This window comes from Streptomyces corallincola, from assembly GCF_019104725.1.
Classification (GTDB): Bacteria; Actinomycetota; Actinomycetes; order Streptomycetales; family Streptomycetaceae; genus Streptomyces; species Streptomyces corallincola.
In genome coordinates this window covers 13,944-32,586 of sequence record NZ_JAHRXF010000059.1, presented here as the reverse complement: position 1 = coordinate 32,586, position 18,643 = coordinate 13,944, and the positions used below count along the sequence as shown (strand labels likewise).

At 72.0% G+C, this 18,643-nt stretch carries 15 protein-coding genes and 1 pseudogene; 4 read left to right on the top strand and 12 right to left on the bottom strand.

Going from position 1 to position 18,643, the window contains the following annotated elements; all coding sequences use genetic code 11:
- The 10 genes and pseudogenes from KUM39_RS28425 to uvrC all read right to left on the bottom strand — a co-directional run.
- Positions 1–153 (bottom strand): annotated as a pseudogene (locus KUM39_RS28425) (glucose-6-phosphate isomerase); the annotation flags it as partial.
- Between the two features lie 161 nt (positions 154–314).
- Positions 315–650 (bottom strand): RNA polymerase-binding protein RbpA, encoded by a 336-nt coding sequence (locus KUM39_RS25795; RefSeq protein WP_006349936.1) that lies wholly within the window; start codon positions 648–650, stop codon positions 315–317.
- A 214-nt stretch (positions 651–864) separates the two neighbouring features.
- The gene (gene secG / locus KUM39_RS25790) at positions 865–1,101 is read right to left on the bottom strand and encodes a preprotein translocase subunit SecG (protein WP_217788176.1); all 237 of its coding nucleotides are present in this window, start codon (positions 1,099–1,101) and stop codon (positions 865–867) included.
- A gap of 141 nt (positions 1,102–1,242) precedes the next feature.
- Positions 1,243–2,019 carry a triose-phosphate isomerase gene (gene tpiA / locus KUM39_RS25785; protein ID WP_217788175.1) on the bottom strand — a complete coding sequence of 259 codons (777 nt, stop codon included), beginning with the start codon at positions 2,017–2,019 and terminating at the stop codon, positions 1,243–1,245.
- A gap of 3 nt (positions 2,020–2,022) precedes the next feature.
- Positions 2,023–3,234 carry a phosphoglycerate kinase gene (locus KUM39_RS25780; protein ID WP_217788174.1) on the bottom strand — a complete coding sequence of 404 codons (1,212 nt, stop codon included), beginning with the start codon at positions 3,232–3,234 and terminating at the stop codon, positions 2,023–2,025.
- Positions 3,235–3,384: 150 nt separating this feature from the next.
- Positions 3,385–4,392 carry a type I glyceraldehyde-3-phosphate dehydrogenase gene (gene gap, locus KUM39_RS25775; RefSeq protein ID WP_217788173.1) on the bottom strand — a complete coding sequence of 336 codons (1,008 nt, stop codon included), beginning with the start codon at positions 4,390–4,392 and terminating at the stop codon, positions 3,385–3,387.
- 568 nt (positions 4,393–4,960) lie between these two features.
- Positions 4,961–5,950 carry a DNA-binding protein WhiA gene (gene whiA / locus KUM39_RS25770; protein ID WP_217788172.1) on the bottom strand — a complete coding sequence of 330 codons (990 nt, stop codon included), beginning with the start codon at positions 5,948–5,950 and terminating at the stop codon, positions 4,961–4,963.
- On the bottom strand, positions 5,941–7,035 hold the full coding sequence (locus KUM39_RS25765) for a gluconeogenesis factor YvcK family protein (protein ID WP_217788171.1): 1,095 nt from the start codon (positions 7,033–7,035) through the stop codon (positions 5,941–5,943). The genes whiA and KUM39_RS25765 overlap by 10 nt, the downstream gene beginning before the upstream one ends.
- Complete coding sequence (rapZ, locus tag KUM39_RS25760) at positions 7,032–8,027, bottom strand: RNase adapter RapZ (RefSeq protein WP_217788170.1); 996 nt, start codon at positions 8,025–8,027, stop codon at positions 7,032–7,034. The genes KUM39_RS25765 and rapZ overlap by 4 nt, the downstream gene beginning before the upstream one ends.
- The gene (gene uvrC, locus KUM39_RS25755) at positions 8,024–10,225 is read right to left on the bottom strand and encodes an excinuclease ABC subunit UvrC (protein ID WP_217788169.1); all 2,202 of its coding nucleotides are present in this window, start codon (positions 10,223–10,225) and stop codon (positions 8,024–8,026) included. Before uvrC ends, rapZ begins: the two co-directional genes overlap by 4 nt.
- Positions 10,226–10,652: 427 nt before the next feature.
- Between uvrC and KUM39_RS25750 the strand changes: the two genes are divergently transcribed.
- Positions 10,653–11,606, top strand: coding sequence for a hypothetical protein (locus KUM39_RS25750; protein WP_217788168.1), 954 nt, complete (start codon positions 10,653–10,655; stop codon positions 11,604–11,606).
- 122 nt (positions 11,607–11,728) lie between these two features.
- Here KUM39_RS25750 and KUM39_RS25745 read toward each other — a convergent pair whose 3' ends face one another.
- On the bottom strand, positions 11,729–12,202 hold the full coding sequence (locus KUM39_RS25745; RefSeq protein ID WP_217788167.1) for a Rieske (2Fe-2S) protein: 474 nt from the start codon (positions 12,200–12,202) through the stop codon (positions 11,729–11,731).
- A 294-nt stretch (positions 12,203–12,496) separates the two neighbouring features.
- On the opposite strand from KUM39_RS25745, the gene KUM39_RS25740 reads away from it, so the two are divergent.
- Both KUM39_RS25740 and KUM39_RS25735 read left to right on the top strand, forming a co-directional pair.
- A complete protein-coding gene (locus KUM39_RS25740) occupies positions 12,497–13,594 on the top strand; it encodes a LacI family DNA-binding transcriptional regulator (RefSeq protein WP_217788166.1) in 1,098 nt (365 codons plus the stop codon).
- Positions 13,591–14,502, top strand: a complete 912-nt coding sequence (locus KUM39_RS25735) for a carbohydrate kinase family protein (protein ID WP_217788165.1) — start codon at positions 13,591–13,593, stop codon at positions 14,500–14,502. The genes KUM39_RS25740 and KUM39_RS25735 overlap by 4 nt, the downstream gene beginning before the upstream one ends.
- A 163-nt stretch (positions 14,503–14,665) precedes the next feature.
- Here the strand turns inward: KUM39_RS25735 and uvrA are convergent, their stop codons facing one another.
- Positions 14,666–17,671, bottom strand: coding sequence for an excinuclease ABC subunit UvrA (uvrA, locus tag KUM39_RS25730; RefSeq protein ID WP_217788164.1), 3,006 nt, complete (start codon positions 17,669–17,671; stop codon positions 14,666–14,668).
- Between the two features lie 278 nt (positions 17,672–17,949).
- On the opposite strand from uvrA, the gene KUM39_RS25725 reads away from it, so the two are divergent.
- Positions 17,950–18,636: a maleylpyruvate isomerase family mycothiol-dependent enzyme gene (locus tag KUM39_RS25725; RefSeq protein ID WP_217788163.1), complete on the top strand. Its 687-nt coding sequence runs from the start codon at positions 17,950–17,952 to the stop codon at positions 18,634–18,636.
- Positions 18,637–18,643: the final 7 nt, after the last annotated feature.

Sequence of the window (18,643 nt, the reverse complement as noted above, 5' to 3'; positions counted from 1 at the left end):
GTACAGATCACCGACCCGCGCGGTCAACCGCTCCGCACGACCCGGATCGGACGCGAACAACCCACGCAGCGTGAACTGTTGAGCGTCACGGTGTTCGACCAGCGCCGCCCACTCGGGCGTCCGGTCGAGTCGCGTACGGCCGTCTGCGTTCATGTCCGACTTCCGCCTTCTCTTCTGCGTCTGCCCCCGCTGGCGGTTCCAACCTAATTGATCAGCGGACGGAAGGAGGCGTGAAGGTGCGCGGACACGGCACACGGAGCCCCGGCCCGGACGGCAGCGGCCGGGCACCCGTGGGGGCCCGGCCGGTGGAGGTCCTAGATCTCGCCGCGCAGCTTGGCGAGGGCTTCGGCGAGGATCGCCTCGCCGTCCGCGTCGCTGCGCCGCTCGCGCACGTACGCGAGGTGGGTCTTGTACGGCTCGGTGCGGGGCGGGTCCGGCGGGTTGTCCTGGTCCTGTCCGGCGGGGAAGCCGCAGCGCGGGCAGTCCCAGGTGTCGGGGACCTGCGCGTCGCTGGCGAAGCTGGGCTGTGTCTCGTGTCCGTTGGAGCACCAGAAGGAGATGCGCAGACGCGGCGCGGACTCGCCACGCTCGGCCTCGCCCATCGGGCCCGCCCCGACCCGGCTTCCCCGGATCGCGTTGCCACTTGCCACGGTCGTAACTCCCTGCGTGATGGTGCCGCGAAGCGAGTCGGCGTGTTTCCGCTTCGCCGCGAGCGCCTCAGTCTACGTAAGGCCCAACGCGCGTCCAGTGAGGGGAGTTACAGCCCCGCGCACAAGACGCAGGCCCCATGATAGGCCGCGCTCGCGGGCGCGGAACCGAACATGGGGCCTTGCGTACGGAACGACCGTGCGGAGAACGCGACGGTCAGTTGCTCGCCTTCATCAGCATGCCGAGGACGACGACGCACGCGAACCACAGCACACCGATCACGATGGTGATGCGGTCGAGGTTGCGCTCGGCGACCGAGGAGCCGCCGACGGAGGACTGCATGCCGCCGCCGAACATGTCGGAGAGGCCGCCGCCCTTCCCCTTGTGCATCAGCACCAGCAGCATCATCAACAGACTGAAGACGATGAGGGCGATCGAGAACCCCAGAACCACGGCTGGACCAACTTCCTCGGATTCGGATGGACGGGGGCACGGCGACCTGGCCGTGCCCCCGCAAGAGTACGACGTAACGCCGCTACCGCCTACTCCCGGCCCTGATCAAGGCCGGGAGCGGGACGGTGGGCACGGCCGCGCTCACTGGTCGCGGAAGCGGACGATCTTGACGAACTCGTCGGCGTCCAGCGCGGCGCCGCCGACCAGGGCGCCGTCGATGTCGGCCTTGGCCATGATCTCCGCGACGTTGCCGGACTTCACGGAGCCGCCGTACTGGACGCGGACCTTGTCGGCCACGTCCTGGGAGTACAGCTCCGCGACCTTGGCGCGGATCGCGGCGCACACCTCCTGGGCGTCGTCGGCGCCGCAGACCTTGCCGGTGCCGATGGCCCACACGGGCTCGTAGGCGATGACGACGCTCTCGGCCTGCTCGGCCGGGAGGTCCTTCAGACCGCCCTCGACCTGGGCGAGGGTGTGCGCGACGTGGTCTCCGGCCTCGCGGACGGAGAGTTCCTCGCCGACGCACAGGATCGGGGTGAGGCCGTGCTTGTAGGCGGCCTTGACCTTGGCGTTGACGGTCTCGTCGGTCTCCTGGTGGTACTGGCGGCGCTCGGAGTGGCCGACCAGCACGTAGCTGCACTTCAGCTTGGCCAGCATCGGGCCGGAGATCTCGCCGGTGTACGCGCCGGAGTCGTGGCGCGAGATGTCCTGGGCACCGTACTTGATCTTGAGCTTGTCGCCGTCCACCAGGGTCTGCACGGAGCGCAGGTCGGTGAAGGGCGGCAGGACGGCGACCTCGACGGCCTCGTAGTCCTTGTCTGCCAGGGCGAAGGCGAGCTTCTGGACGTGTGCGATGGCCTCCAGGTGGTTGAGGTTCATCTTCCAGTTGCCCGCCATGATCGGCGTGCGGGTGCTCAAGGGTCAGTCCTCCAGTGCGGCGAGGCCGGGGAGCGTCTTGCCCTCGAGGTATTCGAGGGAGGCGCCGCCGCCGGTCGAGATGTGGCCGAACGCGTTCTCGTCGAAGCCGAGCGTACGCACGGCCGCGGCGGAGTCACCGCCGCCCACGACGGTGAACCCGTCGGAGTCCACGAGGGCCTGGGCGACCGCGCGGGTGCCCTCGGCGTAGTCGGGGTGCTCGAAGACGCCCATCGGACCGTTCCAGAAGACGGTCTCGGCGTCGGCGAGCTTCGAGGCGTAGAGCGCGCGGGACTCGGGGCCGATGTCCAGGCCGAGCCGGTCGGCGGGCATGGCGTCCGCGGCGACGACGGCGGGGCTGGAGGGAGCCTTGGTCCGGAGGTCCGGGAACTCCGGGGCCACCACCACGTCGAGGGGCAGGACCAGCTCGACGCCGTTCTTCGCGGCGCGCTCGATGTACTCCCGGACGACCGGGATCTGGTCCTCCTGGAGCAGCGAGGTGCCGACCTCGTACCCCTGGGCCTTGAGGAAGGTGAAGACCATGCCGCCGCCGACGAGGAGCCTGTCGGCCTTGCCGAGCAGCTGGTCGATGACGGCCAGCTTGTCGGAGACCTTGGAGCCGCCGAGCACGACCGCGTAGGGGCGGCGGACGTCGTCGGTGAGCTTCTTCAGGACGCCGACCTCGGTGGCGATGAGGTGGCCCGCGTAGTGCGGGAGGCGGGCCGGGAGGTCGTACACCGAGGCGTGCTTGCGGTGCACGGCCCCGAAGCCGTCGCCCACGTAGACGTCGGCGAGGGCGGCGAGGCGGTCGGCGAACTCGCCGCGCTCGGTGTCGTCCTTGGACGTCTCGCCGGGGTTGAAGCGCAGGTTCTCGATGACGGCGACCTGGCCGGGTTCGAGGCCCCCGACCGCCGCGTGGGCGGACGGGCCGACGGTGTCGTCGGCGAACGCGACGGGCGCGCCGAGGAGTTCACCGAGCCGCTCGGCGGCGGGCAGCAGCGAGAAGGCGGGGTCCGGGGCGCCCTTGGGGCGGCCCAGGTGCGAGGCGACGACCACCTTGGCGCCCGCCCGGGCGAGCGCCTCGACGGTGGGCAGGACGGCGCGGATGCGGCCGTCGTCGGTGATGACGCCGTTCGCCAGCGGGACGTTGAGGTCGGCACGGACGAAGACCCGCTTGCCGTCCACTCCCGCGGTGAGAAGTTCGTCGATGGTCTTCATGACAGGGGCTCCTGGAAGCTCTGGTTCCTACGAGGGCTGATCTTCGCAGGCCGGGCGCGGACGTCGCGCACGCGCGTCAGGGCCCGGACAGCGCGACGGTGCGCTGCCCGAGCCCTGCGATGACGCATTCGGCTGCCCGCCGCGGGTCGATCAGAGCTGGTCGCCGACGAAGACCGTGAGGTCCACGAGGCGGTTGGAGTAGCCCCACTCGTTGTCGTACCAGCCGATGACCTTCACGTTCTTGCCCTCCTGGACCATCGTCAGGGAGGAGTCGAAGGTGCAGGACGCCGGGGAGTTGACGATGTCCGAGGAGACGATCTGGTCCTCGGTGTACTCCAGGATGCCCTTCAGCTCGCCCTCGGCGGCCTTCTGGAAGGCGGCGTTCAGCTCTTCCTTGGTGACCTCGCGGCTCAGCTCGATGACGAGGTCGGTGACGGAGCCGGTGGGGACCGGGACGCGCATGGCGATGCCGTCGAGCTTGCCCTTGAGCTGCGGGAGGACCAGCGCGGTGGCCTTGGCGGCACCGGTGGTGGTCGGGATGATGTTCTCCGCGGCGGCGCGGGCGCGGCGCAGGTCCTTGTGCGGGAAGTCCAGGATGCGCTGGTCGTTGGTGTACGCGTGCACCGTGGTCATCAGGCCGCGGACGATGCCGAAGTTCTCGTCCAGGATCTTCGCCATCGGCGCCACGCAGTTGGTGGTGCAGGAGGCGTTGGAGATGACGTGGTGCTGCGCCGCGTCGTACTTGTCCTGGTTGACGCCCATCACGATGGTGATGTCCTCGTCCTTGGCCGGGGCCGAGATGAGGACCTTCTTCGCACCGCCCGCGATGTGCTTCGCGGCGTCCGCCTTGCTGGTGAAGATGCCGGTGGACTCGATGACGATGTCCACGCCCAGCTCACCCCAGGGGATGTCGGCCGGGTTGCGCTCGGACAGCACCTTGATGGTGTGGCCGCCCACGGTGATCGTGTCGGCGGTGTGGGAGACCTCCTGCTTGAGGCGGCCCAGGATCGTGTCGTACTTCAGCAGGTGAGCGGTGGTAGCGGTGTCCCCCAGGTCGTTGACAGCCACAACCTCGATGTCCGCGCCCTGCTCCAGGAGCGCGCGGAAGTAGTTACGCCCGATACGGCCGAAGCCGTTGATGCCTACGCGGATCGTCACGAACCGATCTCCTCGTTGGTACGCCGGCCATGCGGTGCCGGCGAGCTGTGTTTGGGATGTCCCCGACCAACCACGACCCTACCCCTCCACGGCCCCCTCGGTGACATCGAGATGCCGCGTACGAGGGCAGGCGGAACTTACCGGCCAGTAGCGTACGGACCACCCCGGATCGGCGGTGTTTTCCTGGTGATTCGCCCACTGATGCCGGGGCCGCCGAGGGCCTGTTTCACTCGTTCGTGAGCGGGGCGGCTCACCTGAGAGACACACAACGAACGCCCGTTTTCCGCACTGTTGAGAGGGGGTTGCGCTCACCTGTTGACAGGGGTCGTCCAACCGGTGAGGTCGATGGTGCGGGTGAGGTGCTTGCAGCCGTCGTCGGTGTGCGGGGCGGCGGGCATGTGGGCCCCGGAGTACGGCTCTTGGAGGGGGGGCGGTGACGGGGGCGCTGGGGGGCGGGATCTTGTGACGGGCGTCGGGGGCGGGTGGCCCCCGGAGGGGACATGAGCGCACCGGCGGCCCGCCGTCGAGGCGGGCCGCCGGTGCGGGGGTGTGTCGTGCCGGGCCGGGGTCAGCCCGAGAGGCTGTCCGCCAGTTCGTCGGAGAGGTTGGCCTCGGTGCTGGGGATGCCCAGGTCGGAGGCGCGCTTGTCGGCCATCGCCAGCAGACGGCGAATGCGCCCGGCGACCGCGTCCTTGGTGAGCGGCGGGTCGGCGAGGGCGCCCAACTCCTCGAGCGACGCCTGCTTGTGCTCCATGCGCAGCCGCCCGGCCGCCGCCAGATGCTCCGGCACGTCGTCGGCGAGGATCTCCAGCGCCCGCTGCACCCGCGCGCCCGCCGCCACGGCGGCCCGTGCCGAACGGCGCAGGTTGGCGTCGTCGAAGTTGGCGAGCCGGTTGGCGGTGGCCCGGACCTCGCGCCGCATCCGGCGCTCCTCCCAGGCGAGCACCGACTCGTGCGCGCCGAGCCGGGTCAGCAGGGCGCCGATCGCGTCGCCGTCCCGGACGACCACCCGGTCCACCCCGCGCACCTCGCGCGCCTTGGCCGCGATGGACAGCCTCCGGGCCGCGCCGACCAGGGCGAGCGCGGCCTCGGGGCCGGGGCAGGTCACTTCGAGGGAGGAGGAGCGGCCGGGCTCGGTGAGCGAGCCGTGCGCGAGGAACGCGCCCCGCCAGGCGGCCTCGGCGTCGCAGGTGGCCCCCGAGACCACCTGCGGCGGCAGCCCGCGGATCGGTCGGCCCCGCCCGTCCACCAGACCGGTCTGCCGGGCCAGTTGGTCACCACCGGCGACCACGCGCACCACGTAACGGGAGCCGCGGCGCAGTCCGCCGGGCGCCATCACGATCAGTTCGGAGCTGTGCCCGAAGATCTCCAGGATGTCCCGCTTGAGGCGCCGGGCCGCCATCGCCGTGTCCAGCTCCGCCTCGATCACAATGCGCCCGCTCACCAGATGGAGGCCGCCGGCGAACCGCAGGATGGCGGAGACCTCCGCCTTTCTGCAGCAGGTACGGGTGACGGGGAGCCGGGAGATCTCGTCCTTCACCGCTGCCGTCATCGCCATGGGCCGATCCTTCCATGCATCCGAAAAATACGGTCGTACGCGGCGGCCAGCAGCTCCGGGTCGTGCCGGGGGCTTCCGTCGGTCCGGGCCACCGGCGCCAGCTCGACCGCGGCGCCCAGCCGCTTGGCGGCTTCGGTGAGCGAGTCGCGGTCGGGCACCGCGGCCTCGTCGGCCAGCACCACGTCCAGGGCGAGTTTAGGGGCGTGTCGCCCCAAAACCTCCAAATGACGCTGCGGTGAGAAGCCGTCGGTTTCTCCGGGTTGCGGGGCGAGGTTGAGCGGCAGCACCCGGCGGGCCTTGGTCGCGGAGAGCGCGTCGAGCAGTTCGGGCACGAGGAGGTGCGGGATGACGGAGGAGAACCAGGAGCCGGGACCGAGCACCACCCAGTCCGCGTCCAGCACGGCCGCCACCGCCTCGGGCACGGCGGGCGGGTCGTGCGGGACGAGGTGCACGGACTGCACCTCGCCGGGGGTGAGCGCCACCGTGGCCTGGCCGCGCACGGTGTCCACGTCGTCGGGGCGCTCCGGGTCGTGGCCCCGCACCAGCGCCTGGAGTTCCAGCGGCACGGCGGACATCGGCAGCACCCGTCCGTGCGCGCCGAGCAGCTTGCCGACCAGGTCGAGGGCCTGGACGTGGTCGCCGAGCTGCTCCCACAGGGCGACGATCAGCAGATTGCCGACGGCGTGGCCGTGCATCTCGCCCCGCGACTGGAAGCGGTGCTGGATGACGCGGGCCCAGGTCTGCCCCCAGTCGTCGTCGCCGCAGAGCGCGGCCAGCGCCTTGCGCAGATCACCGGGGGGCAGCACACCCAGTTCGTCGCGGAGCCGTCCGCTGGAGCCGCCGTCGTCGGCGACGGTGACGACGGCCGTGAGGTCGCCGGTGATCCGGCGCAGCGCGGCGAGCGAGGCGGACAGGCCCATGCCGCCGCCGAGAGCGACGACCTTGGGCTGGGCGCCGCGTCTGCGCGGCCGGGCGCCGCGGGCCTCGACGGGCCGGTCGGCCCGCCCCTCGGCCGCGGCCCGGCCGGTACGGCCCTCCGGCACCACCCGGCGCAACCGGCCCAGCCGCGGTGTACGTCCTGTCATTCCCGTCCCATGTCCCGGTGCACGACCACCGTCTCGACTCCCTCGGCCGCGAGGCGCGCGGCGAGCTTCTCCGACATGGCGACCGAGCGGTGCTTGCCGCCGGTGCAGCCGATGGCGATGGTCACGTACCGCTTGCCCTCGCGCCGGTATCCGGCGGCGATGAGGCGCAGCAGCTCGGCGTACCGGTCGAGGAACTCCTTGGCGCCGGGCTGGTTGAAGACGTACGCGGCGACCTCCTCGTTGACGCCGGTGAAGGGGCGAAGCTCGGGCACCCAGTGCGGGTTGGGCAGGAAGCGCATGTCGGCGACGAGGTCGGCGTCCACGGGCAGCCCGTACTTGAAGCCGAACGACATGACGGTGGCCCGGAGTTCGGGTTCCTCGTCGCCCGCGAACTGGGCGTCCATCTTGGCGCGCAGTTCGTGCACGTTGAGGCTGGAGGTGTCGATGACGAGGTCGGCGTCGCCGCGCAGTTCCCGCAGGAGTTCGCGTTCGGCGGCGATGCCATCCACGATGCGGCCGTCGCCCTGGAGGGGGTGCGGGCGGCGCACCGACTCGAAGCGGCGCACCAAGGCCTCGTCGGAGGACTCCAGGAAGACGATGCGCCGGGTGACACCCCGGCTGTCGAGGTCGGCGAGGGATTCGCGCAGATTGTCGAAGAAGCGTCTGCCGCGCACGTCCACGACGACGGCGATCCGCGCCACGTTGCCCTGGGAGCGGGCGCCGAGTTCGACCATCGTGGGGATGAGGGCGGGCGGCAGGTTGTCCACGACGAACCAGCCGAGGTCCTCCAGGCACTTGGCGGCGGTGGACCGCCCGGCCCCGGACATGCCGGAGATGATGACCAGTTCGGGGATGGCCGCCTCGGGGGTCGCGGCCGGGGTGGTGTCGGTGCTCACCTGTGCTCCGTCTGTCTGGGCCGCCTGGTGCGGCTCCCCGGCGGGCGTCCGTTCTCGCGCCGGGTCTGCTGCGGGCCGTGCGTCGTGCTCGCTCATGTCTCCTGCCCCCGTCGGTCGTCGGGGAGGCCCGCGGTCACGGGTTCCCCCGGGGAGTCCGCCGTCGTGCCGGGTTCCCCGTCGTCAATGATCTCTCCGGTCGCCGTGTTCACGGCGGGTGCGGCCGGTGCCGTCCGGGCGAGGGCCGCGGCGATGGTCTCGGCCGTCTTGCGGCCTATGCCGGGCACTTCCTGGATCTGTTCGATTGTGGCGGACCGGAGCTTCTTCACCGAGCCGAAATGCCTGACGAGTGCCTGTTTCCGGGTGTCCCCGAGGCCGGGTACGTCGTCCAGGGGTCCGGCGCGGAACCGCTTGGCACGTCTGGTGCGCTGGTAGGTGATGGCGAAGCGGTGCGCCTCGTCGCGGACGCGCTGGAGGAGATAGAGGCCCTCGCTGGTGCGGGGCAGCACCACGGGGTCGTCCTCGCCGGGCAGCCAGACCTCCTCCAGCCGCTTGGCGAGGCCGCACACGGCGATGTCGTCGATACCGAGTTCGTCCAGGGCCCGGCGGGCGGCGGCGACCTGGGGCTGTCCGCCGTCCACGACGACGAGCTGGGGCGGGTAGGCGAACTTCCGGGGGCGGCCGTCGTCGTCCTTCAGCGGGGCGCCGAGGAGGCCGTCGTCGGGGGCGGCGATCCCGGAGGGGGCGATCCCGGAGGGAACGGTGTCCGGGGCAGTGGCGGTCCCGGAGGGGGCGGTGTCGGACGGGACCGTGTCGGGTGTGCCGATCTCGGGCGCGCCGTCGGCTGGGACAGGGTCCGCAGGGAGGCCGTCGGCGTCGGTCCACTCGCCGGTGCGTTCCTTCTCCGCGAGGTAGCGGCGGAAGCGGCGGGTGATGACCTCGTGCATGGAGCGCACGTCGTCCTGCCCGGCGAACCCCTTGATCTGGAAGCGGCGGTACTCCCCCTTGCGCTGGAGCCCGTCCTCGAAAACGACCATCGAGGCGACCACGTCGTCGCCCTGGAGGTGGGAGATGTCGTAACACTCGATGCGCAGCGGAGCGCTGTCGAGGTCGAGGGCGTCGGCGATCTCCTCCAGAGCGCGGGAGCGGGTGGTGAGGTCGGAGGCGCGCTTGGTCTTGTGCAGCGCGAGCGCCTGCTGGGCGTTGCGTTCCACGGTCTCCATGAGGGCCTTCTTGTCGCCGCGCTGCGGGATGCGCAGCGAGACGTTGGCCCCGCGTCGGCCGGTCAGCCACTCCTGGACCGGCTCGACGGGTTCGGGCAGCGCCGGGACCAGGACCTCCTTGGGGACGGCGTCGCCGGTCTCCTCGCCGTACAGCTGCTGGAGGGCGTGTTCGACGAGGGCGCCGGTGGTGACGTCCTCGACCTTGTCGGTGACCCAGCCGCGCTGGCCGCGCACCCGGCCGCCGCGTACGTGGAAGATCTGGACGGCCGCCTCCAGCTCGTCCTCGGCGACCGCGACGAGGTCGGCGTCGGTGGCGTCGGCGAGCACGACCGCGTTCTTCTCCAGGGCCTTCCTGAGCGCCCCGATGTCGTCGCGGAGCCGGGCGGCGCGTTCGTACTCCATCTCCTCGGCGGCCTCGGCCATCTGCTTCTCCAGGCGGCGCAGATGGGTGCCGGTGCGGCCCGCCATGAAGTCGCAGAACTCGTCGGCGAGGTCCCAGTGGTCGGCGGCGTCGATCCGGCCGACGCAGGGCGCGGAGCACTTGCCGATGTAACCGAGCAGGCAGGGACGGCCGGTGCGGGCGGCGTTCTTGAAGACCCCGGCGGAGCAGGTGCGTACGGGGAAGACCCGCAGCAGCAGATCGACGGTGTCCCGGATGGCCCAGGCGTGCGCGTAGGGGCCGAAGTACCGGACGCCCTTGCGTTTGTGACCGCGCATCACCTGCACGCGCGGGAACTCCTCGTTCATCGTCACGGCGAGGTACGGGTAGCTCTTGTCGTCGCGGTACTTGACGTTGAACCGGGGGTCGTACTCCTTGATCCAGGAGTACTCCAGCTGCAGCGCCTCCACCTCGGTGGAGACCACGGTCCACTCCACGGACGCGGCGGTGGTCACCATCGTCCGGGTGCGCGGGTGCAGGTTCGCCAGGTCCTGGAAGTAGTTGGCCAGGCGCTGGCGCAGGCTTTTCGCCTTCCCGACGTAGATCACCCGGCGGTGCTCGTCGCGGAACCTGTACACCCCCGGAGTGTCCGGGATGTCACCCGGCCTGGGGCGGTAGCTGGAGGGGTCGGCCATGTCTCACACCCTACTGGCGCGCACCGACACCGCGGCGGGCCTGTGGACAACCGCACGCGGCCCCGGAACCGGCCTGTGGACAACTTTCCCCCGGCCCCCCTGAACCACCCCGGACCAGCCGGTCCACCGCCCTTGGGGCGCCCCGCGCACCCCGCCCACCTGCCCCTCTGGCGGAGCGTCACGGGCCGTCACCCGAGCCCCGGGTCCGACGGTCGGAAAAGCACACCGGCGAGACTCCGCCAGGACGGTCCGCAAGTGTTGTCGGCGTCCGGCCGACACGCTTCAATGCGGGGAAACTCGGGGCCGTGCGTACCGGGCGGGGGGCTTCGGCGCGCGCGGAGGAGGGGTGCCACGCGCCCACGGGGCCTCGAACACCCGCGCCGGCGGTCCGACCAGCCGTCCCGGCCTTCACAGAGAGGCCCCGCGCATGCGGTACGCCACTGAGCACCCGGACGCCGTCCCCCCTGCCGCCGAGCTGGACTCGGTGCTCCGGGGCGGCCCCTTCCACGTGGCGCTGCGGGCCGCCATCGCCGCGCGCGGACTCCCGCTCCAGCGCGTCCGGCACCATCTCTCGCGGCACGGGGTGACGGTGGGCGTGACCAGCCTCAGCTACTGGCAGCAGGGCGCGCGCCGCCCGCAGCGGCCGGAGTCCCTGCGGGCCGTCCGCGCGCTGGAGGAGATACTCCGGCTGCCGGACGAGTCGCTGATCAGGCTGCTCGCGGAGGCCGACGGGCCCGCGCCGGACGGCCGGGGGCCGAGCCGTTCGTACCGCTCCCTGGTGGCCGCCGCGCAGGCCGAGGACCGGCTGCGCGCCGAACTCGGCCGCCCGGCCGACGCCGGTCTGCACCTCCTCGGCCACCACGAGCACGTCCGGATCGGTGCCGCCCGCGAACTGGCCGCCCGCGACTGCCGGTACGTGGTGCGGGCCCACCGCGAGGGCGTGGACCGGTTCGTCGCCGTGCACCGGGGCGATCCGGGCTGCGACCCCGCCCGTGTCACCGTGCACGCGCTGGAGAACTGCCGTACGGGACGGGTCCGCTGGGACGCGGTGACCGGAGTGCTCGCCTGCGAGCTGCTGTTCGACACCCGGCTGCGTACCGGCGACACCCACCTGTTCCGGTACGCCGTCGAGGACGGCACGGCGGGCGTGTCGCGGGAGTACGTCCACGCGTCGGAGCCGGCGGGCGGGCAGTACACGCTCCAGGTGCGTTTCGACCGGGCGGCGCTGCCCACGCGCTGCCACCGGTTCTCCCAGCCCTCCCCCGCCGCGCCGCGCACCGGACGCCGCGACCTGGTGCTGGGCGCCCCGCACCTCAGCGTCCACACGGTGGAACCCCGGCTGCGGCCCGGCCTGGTGGGCATCGCGTGGGACTGGGAGTGAACCCGGCCCGGTGACGGACCGCCCGACCGGGCGGCGAGGAGCTCACCTCCGCGAAGGAGCTCAGCTCCGCGAAGGGGCTCACCGTCAGCTCCTGCCAACGGCCCCACCGGGCGACGAGAGGGTCAGGCGGCCGGACCGGCCACGATCCGGCCGTCCTTCACCTTCACCGGCACCTCGGTCAGCGGCTCGGTGGCGGGCGCCCGGCGGACCTTGCCGGTCACCGCGTCGAACTCGCTGCCGTGACAGGGGCAGATCAGCAGGGTGCCCTGGAGCTTGTTGATGGGGCAGCCCGCGTGCGTGCAGATGGTGCTGTACGCCTTGAGCGCACCGCCCGCCTCCCGCGCGACCACGACATTGCTGTCCCGGTACAGCTTCGCATGCCCCGGCGCGACCTCGCCCTCGGCGCCGAGATCGACGGGCGCGGTGGGGGCCGAGGCCGCCCCGCCGCCGCCTCCCGAGCAGGCCGCGAGCCCCAGCCCGGCGACCGGCACCAGGGCGGCACCGCGCAGCACGGTACGACGGCTCGCGGACGGTCCCGGAGAACCGGCTGCCCCGGCGGGAGCGGACGATCCTGACGGCTCAGACGGCGCGGACATGGGGTTCTCCACTGGTCGGGGGATGTGGCGCGCCGACGATACCGGGGCGAATCGGCCGCCTCCCGGGCGGGGTGCCCCTGACCGGCCCGCTCCGTCACGGCTCTGACCGCTCCCAGGCCGCGTAAACGCTTGCGCAAGCGTTTACGCGGCACAGCTCGATGGGGTACCTTCCCGGCCGGAAGGACGACGAGGTCCGAGAACGCGGCCCGCCGCCGGAGGCACCGCCCCCGGTGCACGGTGCACGGGCACGCGCGGCGGACCGGCCACCGGACGCGTGCCGGGGAGGGGAACGCGATGCCCACCATGTCGGACGTGGCGCGGCGCGCCGGTGTCTCCGTGGCGACGGTCTCGCACGTGCTCAACGGCACCCGCCCGGTCCTGCCCCACACCCGGCGGGCCGTGCTGGACGCGGTGGACGCGCTCGGCTACACCCGGAACACCCTCGCGCGGTCCCTGGTGACCTCCCGCACCCGGACCATCGGGCTCGCGGTGTCGGTGATCGGCAACCCGTACTTCACCGAGATCCTTCAGGGCGTGGAGGCCGCCGCGCTGGCCGCCGGGTACGGCCTGCTGGTCTCGGACCCGCACGACGACCCCGCGCACGAACGCGAGGTCGTACGGCTGCTGCACGAACGCCGGGTGGACGGCGTGATCGTCGCCCCCTCGCCCCGGCCGCACGACCTGCTCGCCTACCTCACCCGCCATGCCGTACCGGCCGTCCTGCTGGACCGCCTGCCCCCACCGGCCGAGCCCGCCGGAGCAGGTGCGGGGGCCGCACCGCCCCGCTTCGACCACGTGGGCGCCGAGAACACCGAGCCCATGACGGCCCTGGTCGCCCACCTCACCGGGCTCGGCCACCGCAGGATCGGCCTGGTCGCGGGACTGCCGGGGCTGAGCACCACCGCCGAGCGGACCACGGGCTACCACCGGGCGCTGACGGCGGCTGAGCTTCCCCGCGACCCGGCACTGGTGGTGTCCGGGAACTCGGAGTCCGCCGGTGCCGAACGCGCCACGGCCGCCCTGCTCGCCCTGCCCGAGCCGCCGACCGCGCTGGTGACCGCCAACAACACGATGACCATCGGGGCGCTCACCGCGCTCGGCGGACGCGGGCTGGCCGTGCCGGACGACATCGCGCTGTGCTGCTTCGACGACTTCGCCTGGGCCGGACTGTTCTCGCCCCGGCTGACGGCGGTCGCCCAGCCGGGGCGCGAGATCGGCGCGCGGGCCGTCGCGCTGCTGCTGGACCGGCTGGCCGATCCCGGCCGGGCTCCCCGGACGGAACGGCTGCCCTGCCGTCTCGTCCACCGCACCTCCTGCGGCTGCCCGGACCCCGGCTCCGCACCCGGCCTCCACTCCGAACTCCGTACCGTCCGGGAAGGGAACCCCTCGTGATCGTCGTCGCCGGTGAGGCACTGATCGATTTGGTACCGCGCGGCCCCGGCGCCCTGGCGGAGCTGCGGCCCGCGCTCGGCGGCGGCCCGTACAACACCGCCGTCGCCCTCGGCCGCCTCGGCTCCCCCACCGCGTTCTGCTCGCGCGCCTCGTACGACGCGTTCGGCGAGGCGCTGCTCGACGGGCTGCGGCGGGCGGGCGTGGACGTGTCGGGCGTGCAGCGCGGGACGGAGCCGACCACGCTGGCGGTCGCCACTCTGGACCCCGGCGGCTCGGCCGCGTACTCCTTCTACGTCGAGGGCACCGCCGACCGGTTGTTCTCCGCACCGGATGCGCTCCCCGCCGGGGCGCGCGCGGTCTCCTTCGGCACCTGCTCGCTGGTGCTGGAGCCGGGGGCGAGCGCCTACGAGAAGCTGATGCGGTCGGCGTCCGCGCGGGGGCTGTTCACCGCGCTGGACCCCAACATCCGGGCGGGGCTGATCCCGGACCCGGACGCCTACCGGGCGCGGTTCGCGTCCTGGCTGCCGTTGGTGACGCTGCTGAAACTGTCCGCCGAGGACGCCGAGTGGCTCGGTGGTGGCCCGCGCGACTGGCTGGCGGCGGGACCGGCGGCGGTCGTGGTGACCCGTGGCGGAGAGGGCCTGACCGCGTACACCCGGGGCGGCGGCGAGTTCTCCGTGCCGGGCGAGACGGTGGACGTGGTGGACACGATCGGCGCCGGGGACACCGTGAACGCGGCCCTGCTGCACGGGCTGGCCGACCGCGACGCGCTGTCGGCGGACGCCCTGGGGACGCTGGGGGCCGACGGCTGGCACCGGCTGCTCGGGTTCGCGGCCCGCGCGGCGGCGGTCACCTGCTCACGGGCGGGCGGGGAACCGCCGTACGCGCGTGAGGTCGGCACGCCGTGAGCCGGGGAGCGGGGTGAGCCGGGGAGCGGGGTGAGCCGGGGAGCGGGGTGAGCCGGGGAGCGGGGTGAGCGAGCGGGCGTCCCCGACGGGTTTCCGGGTTCCGGGTGGCGCCCGCTCGTCTCACATCAGCTCTTACTTCTCACATCAGCTCGCGCGTCTCCCGTCAGCTCTTGCGCGTCCGTGTCGTCTTCTTGGCCGGTGCGGCCTTCTTGGTGGCGGCCGGGGACGCCTTCTTGGCGGTGGCGGCCGTCGTCGTCTTCGCGGCGGCCGTCTTCTTCCTGGCCGTCGAGGCGCGGGGGGCCTTGACGGGTTCCGCGTCGCTGACGCGGTCGGCGCCCAGCACCTCGCGCAGGAACTTGCCGGTGTGGCTGGTGGAGACTCCGGCGACCTCTTCGGGCGTGCCCTCGGCGACGACCAGGCCGCCACCCGCGCCGCCCTCGGGACCCATGTCCACGACCCAGTCGGCCGTCTTGATCACGTCGAGGTTGTGCTCGATGACGACGACCGTGTTGCCCTTGTCCACCAGGCCGGACAGGACCTTCAGCAGCTTGCTGATGTCCTCGAAGTGCAGACCGGTGGTGGGTTCGTCCAGGACGTAGACCGTACGGCCGGTGGAGCGCTTCTGCAGTTCGCTGGCGAGCTTGACGCGCTGCGCCTCGCCACCGGACAGGGTGGTCGCGGACTGGCCGAGCCGGACGTATCCGAGGCCGACGTCCTTCAGGGTGCGCAGATGCCGGGAGATCGCGGGCACCGCCTCGAAGAAGTCGGTGGCCTCCTCGATCGGCATGTTCAGCACCTCGGCGATGGACTTGCCCTTGTAGTGGACCTCCAGCGTCTCCCGGTTGTACCGGGCGCCGTGGCACACCTCGCACGGCACGTAGACGTCCGGCAGGAAGTTCATCTCGATCTTGATGGTGCCGTCGCCCGCGCAGTTCTCGCAGCGACCGCCCTTCACGTTGAACGAGAAACGGCCGGGCAGATAGCCCCGGACCTTCGCCTCGGTGGTCTCCGCGAACAGCCTGCGGACGTGGTCGAAGACCCCGGTGTACGTCGCCGGGTTGGACCGGGGGGTCCGGCCGATGGGCGACTGATCGACATGCACGACCTTGTCCACCTGGTCGTCCCCGGCGACCCGCGTGTGCCGTCCGGGGACGGTGCGGGCGCCGTTCAGCTCACGGGCGAGGTGGGTGTAGAGGATGTCGTTGACCAGCGTGGACTTGCCGGAGCCGGAGACCCCGGTGACGGCGGTGAAGACGCCCAGCGGGAACGACACGTCGATGTCGCGCAGGTTGTTCTCGCGCGCGCCGTGCACGGTGAGCTGCCGGGCCGGGTCGCGGGGACGGCGGACGTCCGGGAGCGGGATCGACTTGCGGCCGGAGAGGTACTGGCCGGTCTGGGACTCGGTGTTGGCGAGCAGCTCCTTGAGGTGGCCGCTGTGCACCACCTTGCCGCCGTGCTCACCGGCGCCGGGGCCGATGTCCACGATCCAGTCCGCGACCTTGATGGTGTCCTCGTCGTGCTCCACCACGATCAGCGTGTTGCCCATGTCGCGGAGCCGGACCAGGGTCTCGATCAGCCGGTGGTTGTCGCGCTGGTGCAGGCCGATGGAGGGTTCGTCCAGCACGTACAGGACGCCGACCAGGCCGGAGCCGATCTGGGTGGCCAGCCGGATGCGCTGGGCCTCGCCGCCGGAGAGGGTCCCGGCGGCGCGGTTGAGCGAGAGGTAGTCCAGGCCGACGTCCACCAGGAAGCGCAGCCGCTCGTTGACCTCCTTCAGCACCCGCTCGGCGATCTTCTTGTCGCGGGCGCCGAGCTTCAGCTCGCCCAGGAAGTCCGCGCAGTCGCTGATCGACATGGCGGAGACCTCGGCGATGGACTTCCCCATCACGGAGACGGCCAGGACGATCGGCTTGAGGCGGGTGCCCTCGCAGGTGGGGCAGGGCACCTCGCGCATGTAGCCCTCGAAGCGCTCACGCCCGGCGTCGCTCTCCGCCTCGCTGTGCCGCCGCTTCACGAACGGCACGGCGCCCTCGAACGGCGTGGTGTAGACCCGCTCGCGGCCGTACCGGTTGCGGTACCGCACCTCGATCTGCGTCTTGTGGCCGTACAGCAGGGCCTTCTTCGCGCGCTGGGGAAGGCCCGCGAAGGGGATGTCGGTGCGGAAGCCGAGCGCGTCCGCGAGGGCGCCGACCAGCCGCCCGAAGTAGTCCTTGGTGTGGCCGTGCGACCAGGGGTGGATGGCGCCCTCGTCCAGCGACTTGTCGGGGTCGGGGACGATCAGCTCCGGGTCCACCTCCATGCGGGTGCCGATGCCGGTGCACTCCGGGCAGGCGCCGAAGGGCGAGTTGAAGGAGAAGGAGCGCGGCTCCAGCTCCTCGAAGGACAGGTCGTCGTACGGGCAGTACAGGTGCTCGGAGAACATGCGCTCGCGCTCGGGGTCGTCCTCGGGGAGGTCCACGAAGTCGAGCACGACCATGCCGCCGGACAGGCCGAGGGCGGTCTCCACGGAGTCGGTGAGGCGCCGCTTGGCGGAGTCCTTCACCGTGAGGCGGTCCACGACCACCTCGATGGTGTGCTTCTCCTGCTTCTTCAGCGTGGGCGGCTCCGAGAGCTGAATGGTCGCGCCGTCCACCCGCGCACGGGAGTAGCCCTTGGTCTGGAGGTCGGCGAAGAGATCGACGAACTCGCCCTTGCGCTCGCGGACCAGCGGCGACAGCACCTGGAAGCGGCTGCCCTCGGGCAGTTCCAGCACCCTGTCCACGATGGCCTGCGGCGACTGGCGGGAGATGGGACGGGCGCACTCCGGGCAGTGCGGCTTGCCGATACGGGCGAACAGCAGCCGCAGATAGTCGTAGACCTCGGTGATGGTGCCGACCGTGGAGCGGGGGTTGCGCGAGGTGGACTTCTGGTCGATCGAGACGGCCGGGGACAGGCCCTCGATGAAGTCCACGTCCGGCTTGTCCATCTGGCCGAGGAACTGCCGGGCGTAGGAGGAGAGGGATTCCACGTACCGGCGCTGGCCCTCGGCGAAGATCGTGTCGAAGGCGAGGGAGGACTTGCCCGAACCGGACAGGCCCGTGAAGACGATGAGCGAGTCACGGGGCAGGTCGAGCGAGACATTCCTCAGGTTGTGCTCGCGCGCGCCACGGACGATGAGACGGTCGGCCACGCCGGTCCGCACCTTTCTTGGGAGCTGAAGGAGATCCGGATTCTGGAGGGGAGATGACACGGCGCCGGTGCCCCGTGCTGCTTTCCGAGGGTTTTCCGAGGGTAGGGGGAGCCACTGACAACGCCGGTCGGATTCCGAGAGGCATAACAATCCCCGCCCGTCCAGCATGCCCGAAGACACCACCGACGATATAGCACGCACATTCGATTCAGGGGCGAGGTGTCTCTCCTTCACCCGAACGAGTGGCCGCACCCCCGGCAGGCCCTACCCTCGGGGCCATGACTGATCACACCCATGACCTGGACCGTCTGCGTGAGGCGACCGACCGCCTGCTGAGGGCGGCCACCGCACTGGACAACGCCTCGGTGGCCGAGCCGTCACGGCTTCCCGGCTGGAGCCGGGGGCACGTCCTCGCGCACCTGGCACGCAACGCGGACGCCCTCGTGAACGTGCTGTCCGGCCGCCCGATGTACGCGAGCGCCGAGACGCGGGACGCCGACATCGAGCGGGACGCCCCGCGCGACCTGGTCGGCCAGCTGGCCGACGTGCGCGCGAGCGCGGACCGCTTCCAGGACGGGTGCGCGGAACAGGCCGACTGGTCGCGGGTGGTGGAGCTGCGCAACGGCGTCACCGACACCGTCTCCCGGCTGCCGTTCCGGCGCTGGGTCGAGGTGGAGCTGCACCACGTGGACCTCGGGATCGGCTACGACCTGGAGGACCTCCCGGCCGAGTTCACCGAACGGGAGACCGCGTTCCTGGCCGGCCGGTTCGCGGGCGCCCCCGGTGTCCCGGCGACCCGCCTCACCGACGGCACCCGTGTGTGGACCACGGGCCGCGAGGCCACCGCCCCGGAGGTCACCGTCACCGGACCGCCCGCCGACCTGCTGGGCTGGCTCGCCGGACGGCGCGACGGCGCGGCCCTGAAGGCGGAGGGCGGCGCGCTCCCCGCGCTGCCGCCTCTGTAGGTCCCCA

Excerpts from the sequence above, each read along its gene's own strand:
- KUM39_RS25780 (WP_217788174.1), bottom strand. The coding sequence starts at position 3,234 with ATGAAGACCATCGACGAACTTCTCACCGCGGGAGTGGACGGCAAGCGG.
- whiA (WP_217788172.1), bottom strand. The coding sequence starts at position 5,950 with ATGGCGATGACGGCAGCGGTGAAGGACGAGATCTCCCGGCTCCCCGTC.
- KUM39_RS25765 (WP_217788171.1), bottom strand. The coding sequence starts at position 7,035 with ATGACAGGACGTACACCGCGGCTGGGCCGGTTGCGCCGGGTGGTGCCG.
- rapZ (WP_217788170.1), bottom strand. The coding sequence starts at position 8,027 with ATGAGCGAGCACGACGCACGGCCCGCAGCAGACCCGGCGCGAGAACGG.
- uvrC (WP_217788169.1), bottom strand. The coding sequence starts at position 10,225 with ATGGCCGACCCCTCCAGCTACCGCCCCAGGCCGGGTGACATCCCGGAC.
- KUM39_RS25750 (WP_217788168.1), top strand. The coding sequence starts at position 10,653 with ATGCGGTACGCCACTGAGCACCCGGACGCCGTCCCCCCTGCCGCCGAG.
- KUM39_RS25745 (WP_217788167.1), bottom strand. The coding sequence starts at position 12,202 with ATGTCCGCGCCGTCTGAGCCGTCAGGATCGTCCGCTCCCGCCGGGGCA.
- KUM39_RS25740 (WP_217788166.1), top strand. The coding sequence starts at position 12,497 with ATGCCCACCATGTCGGACGTGGCGCGGCGCGCCGGTGTCTCCGTGGCG.
- KUM39_RS25725 (WP_217788163.1), top strand. The coding sequence starts at position 17,950 with ATGACTGATCACACCCATGACCTGGACCGTCTGCGTGAGGCGACCGAC.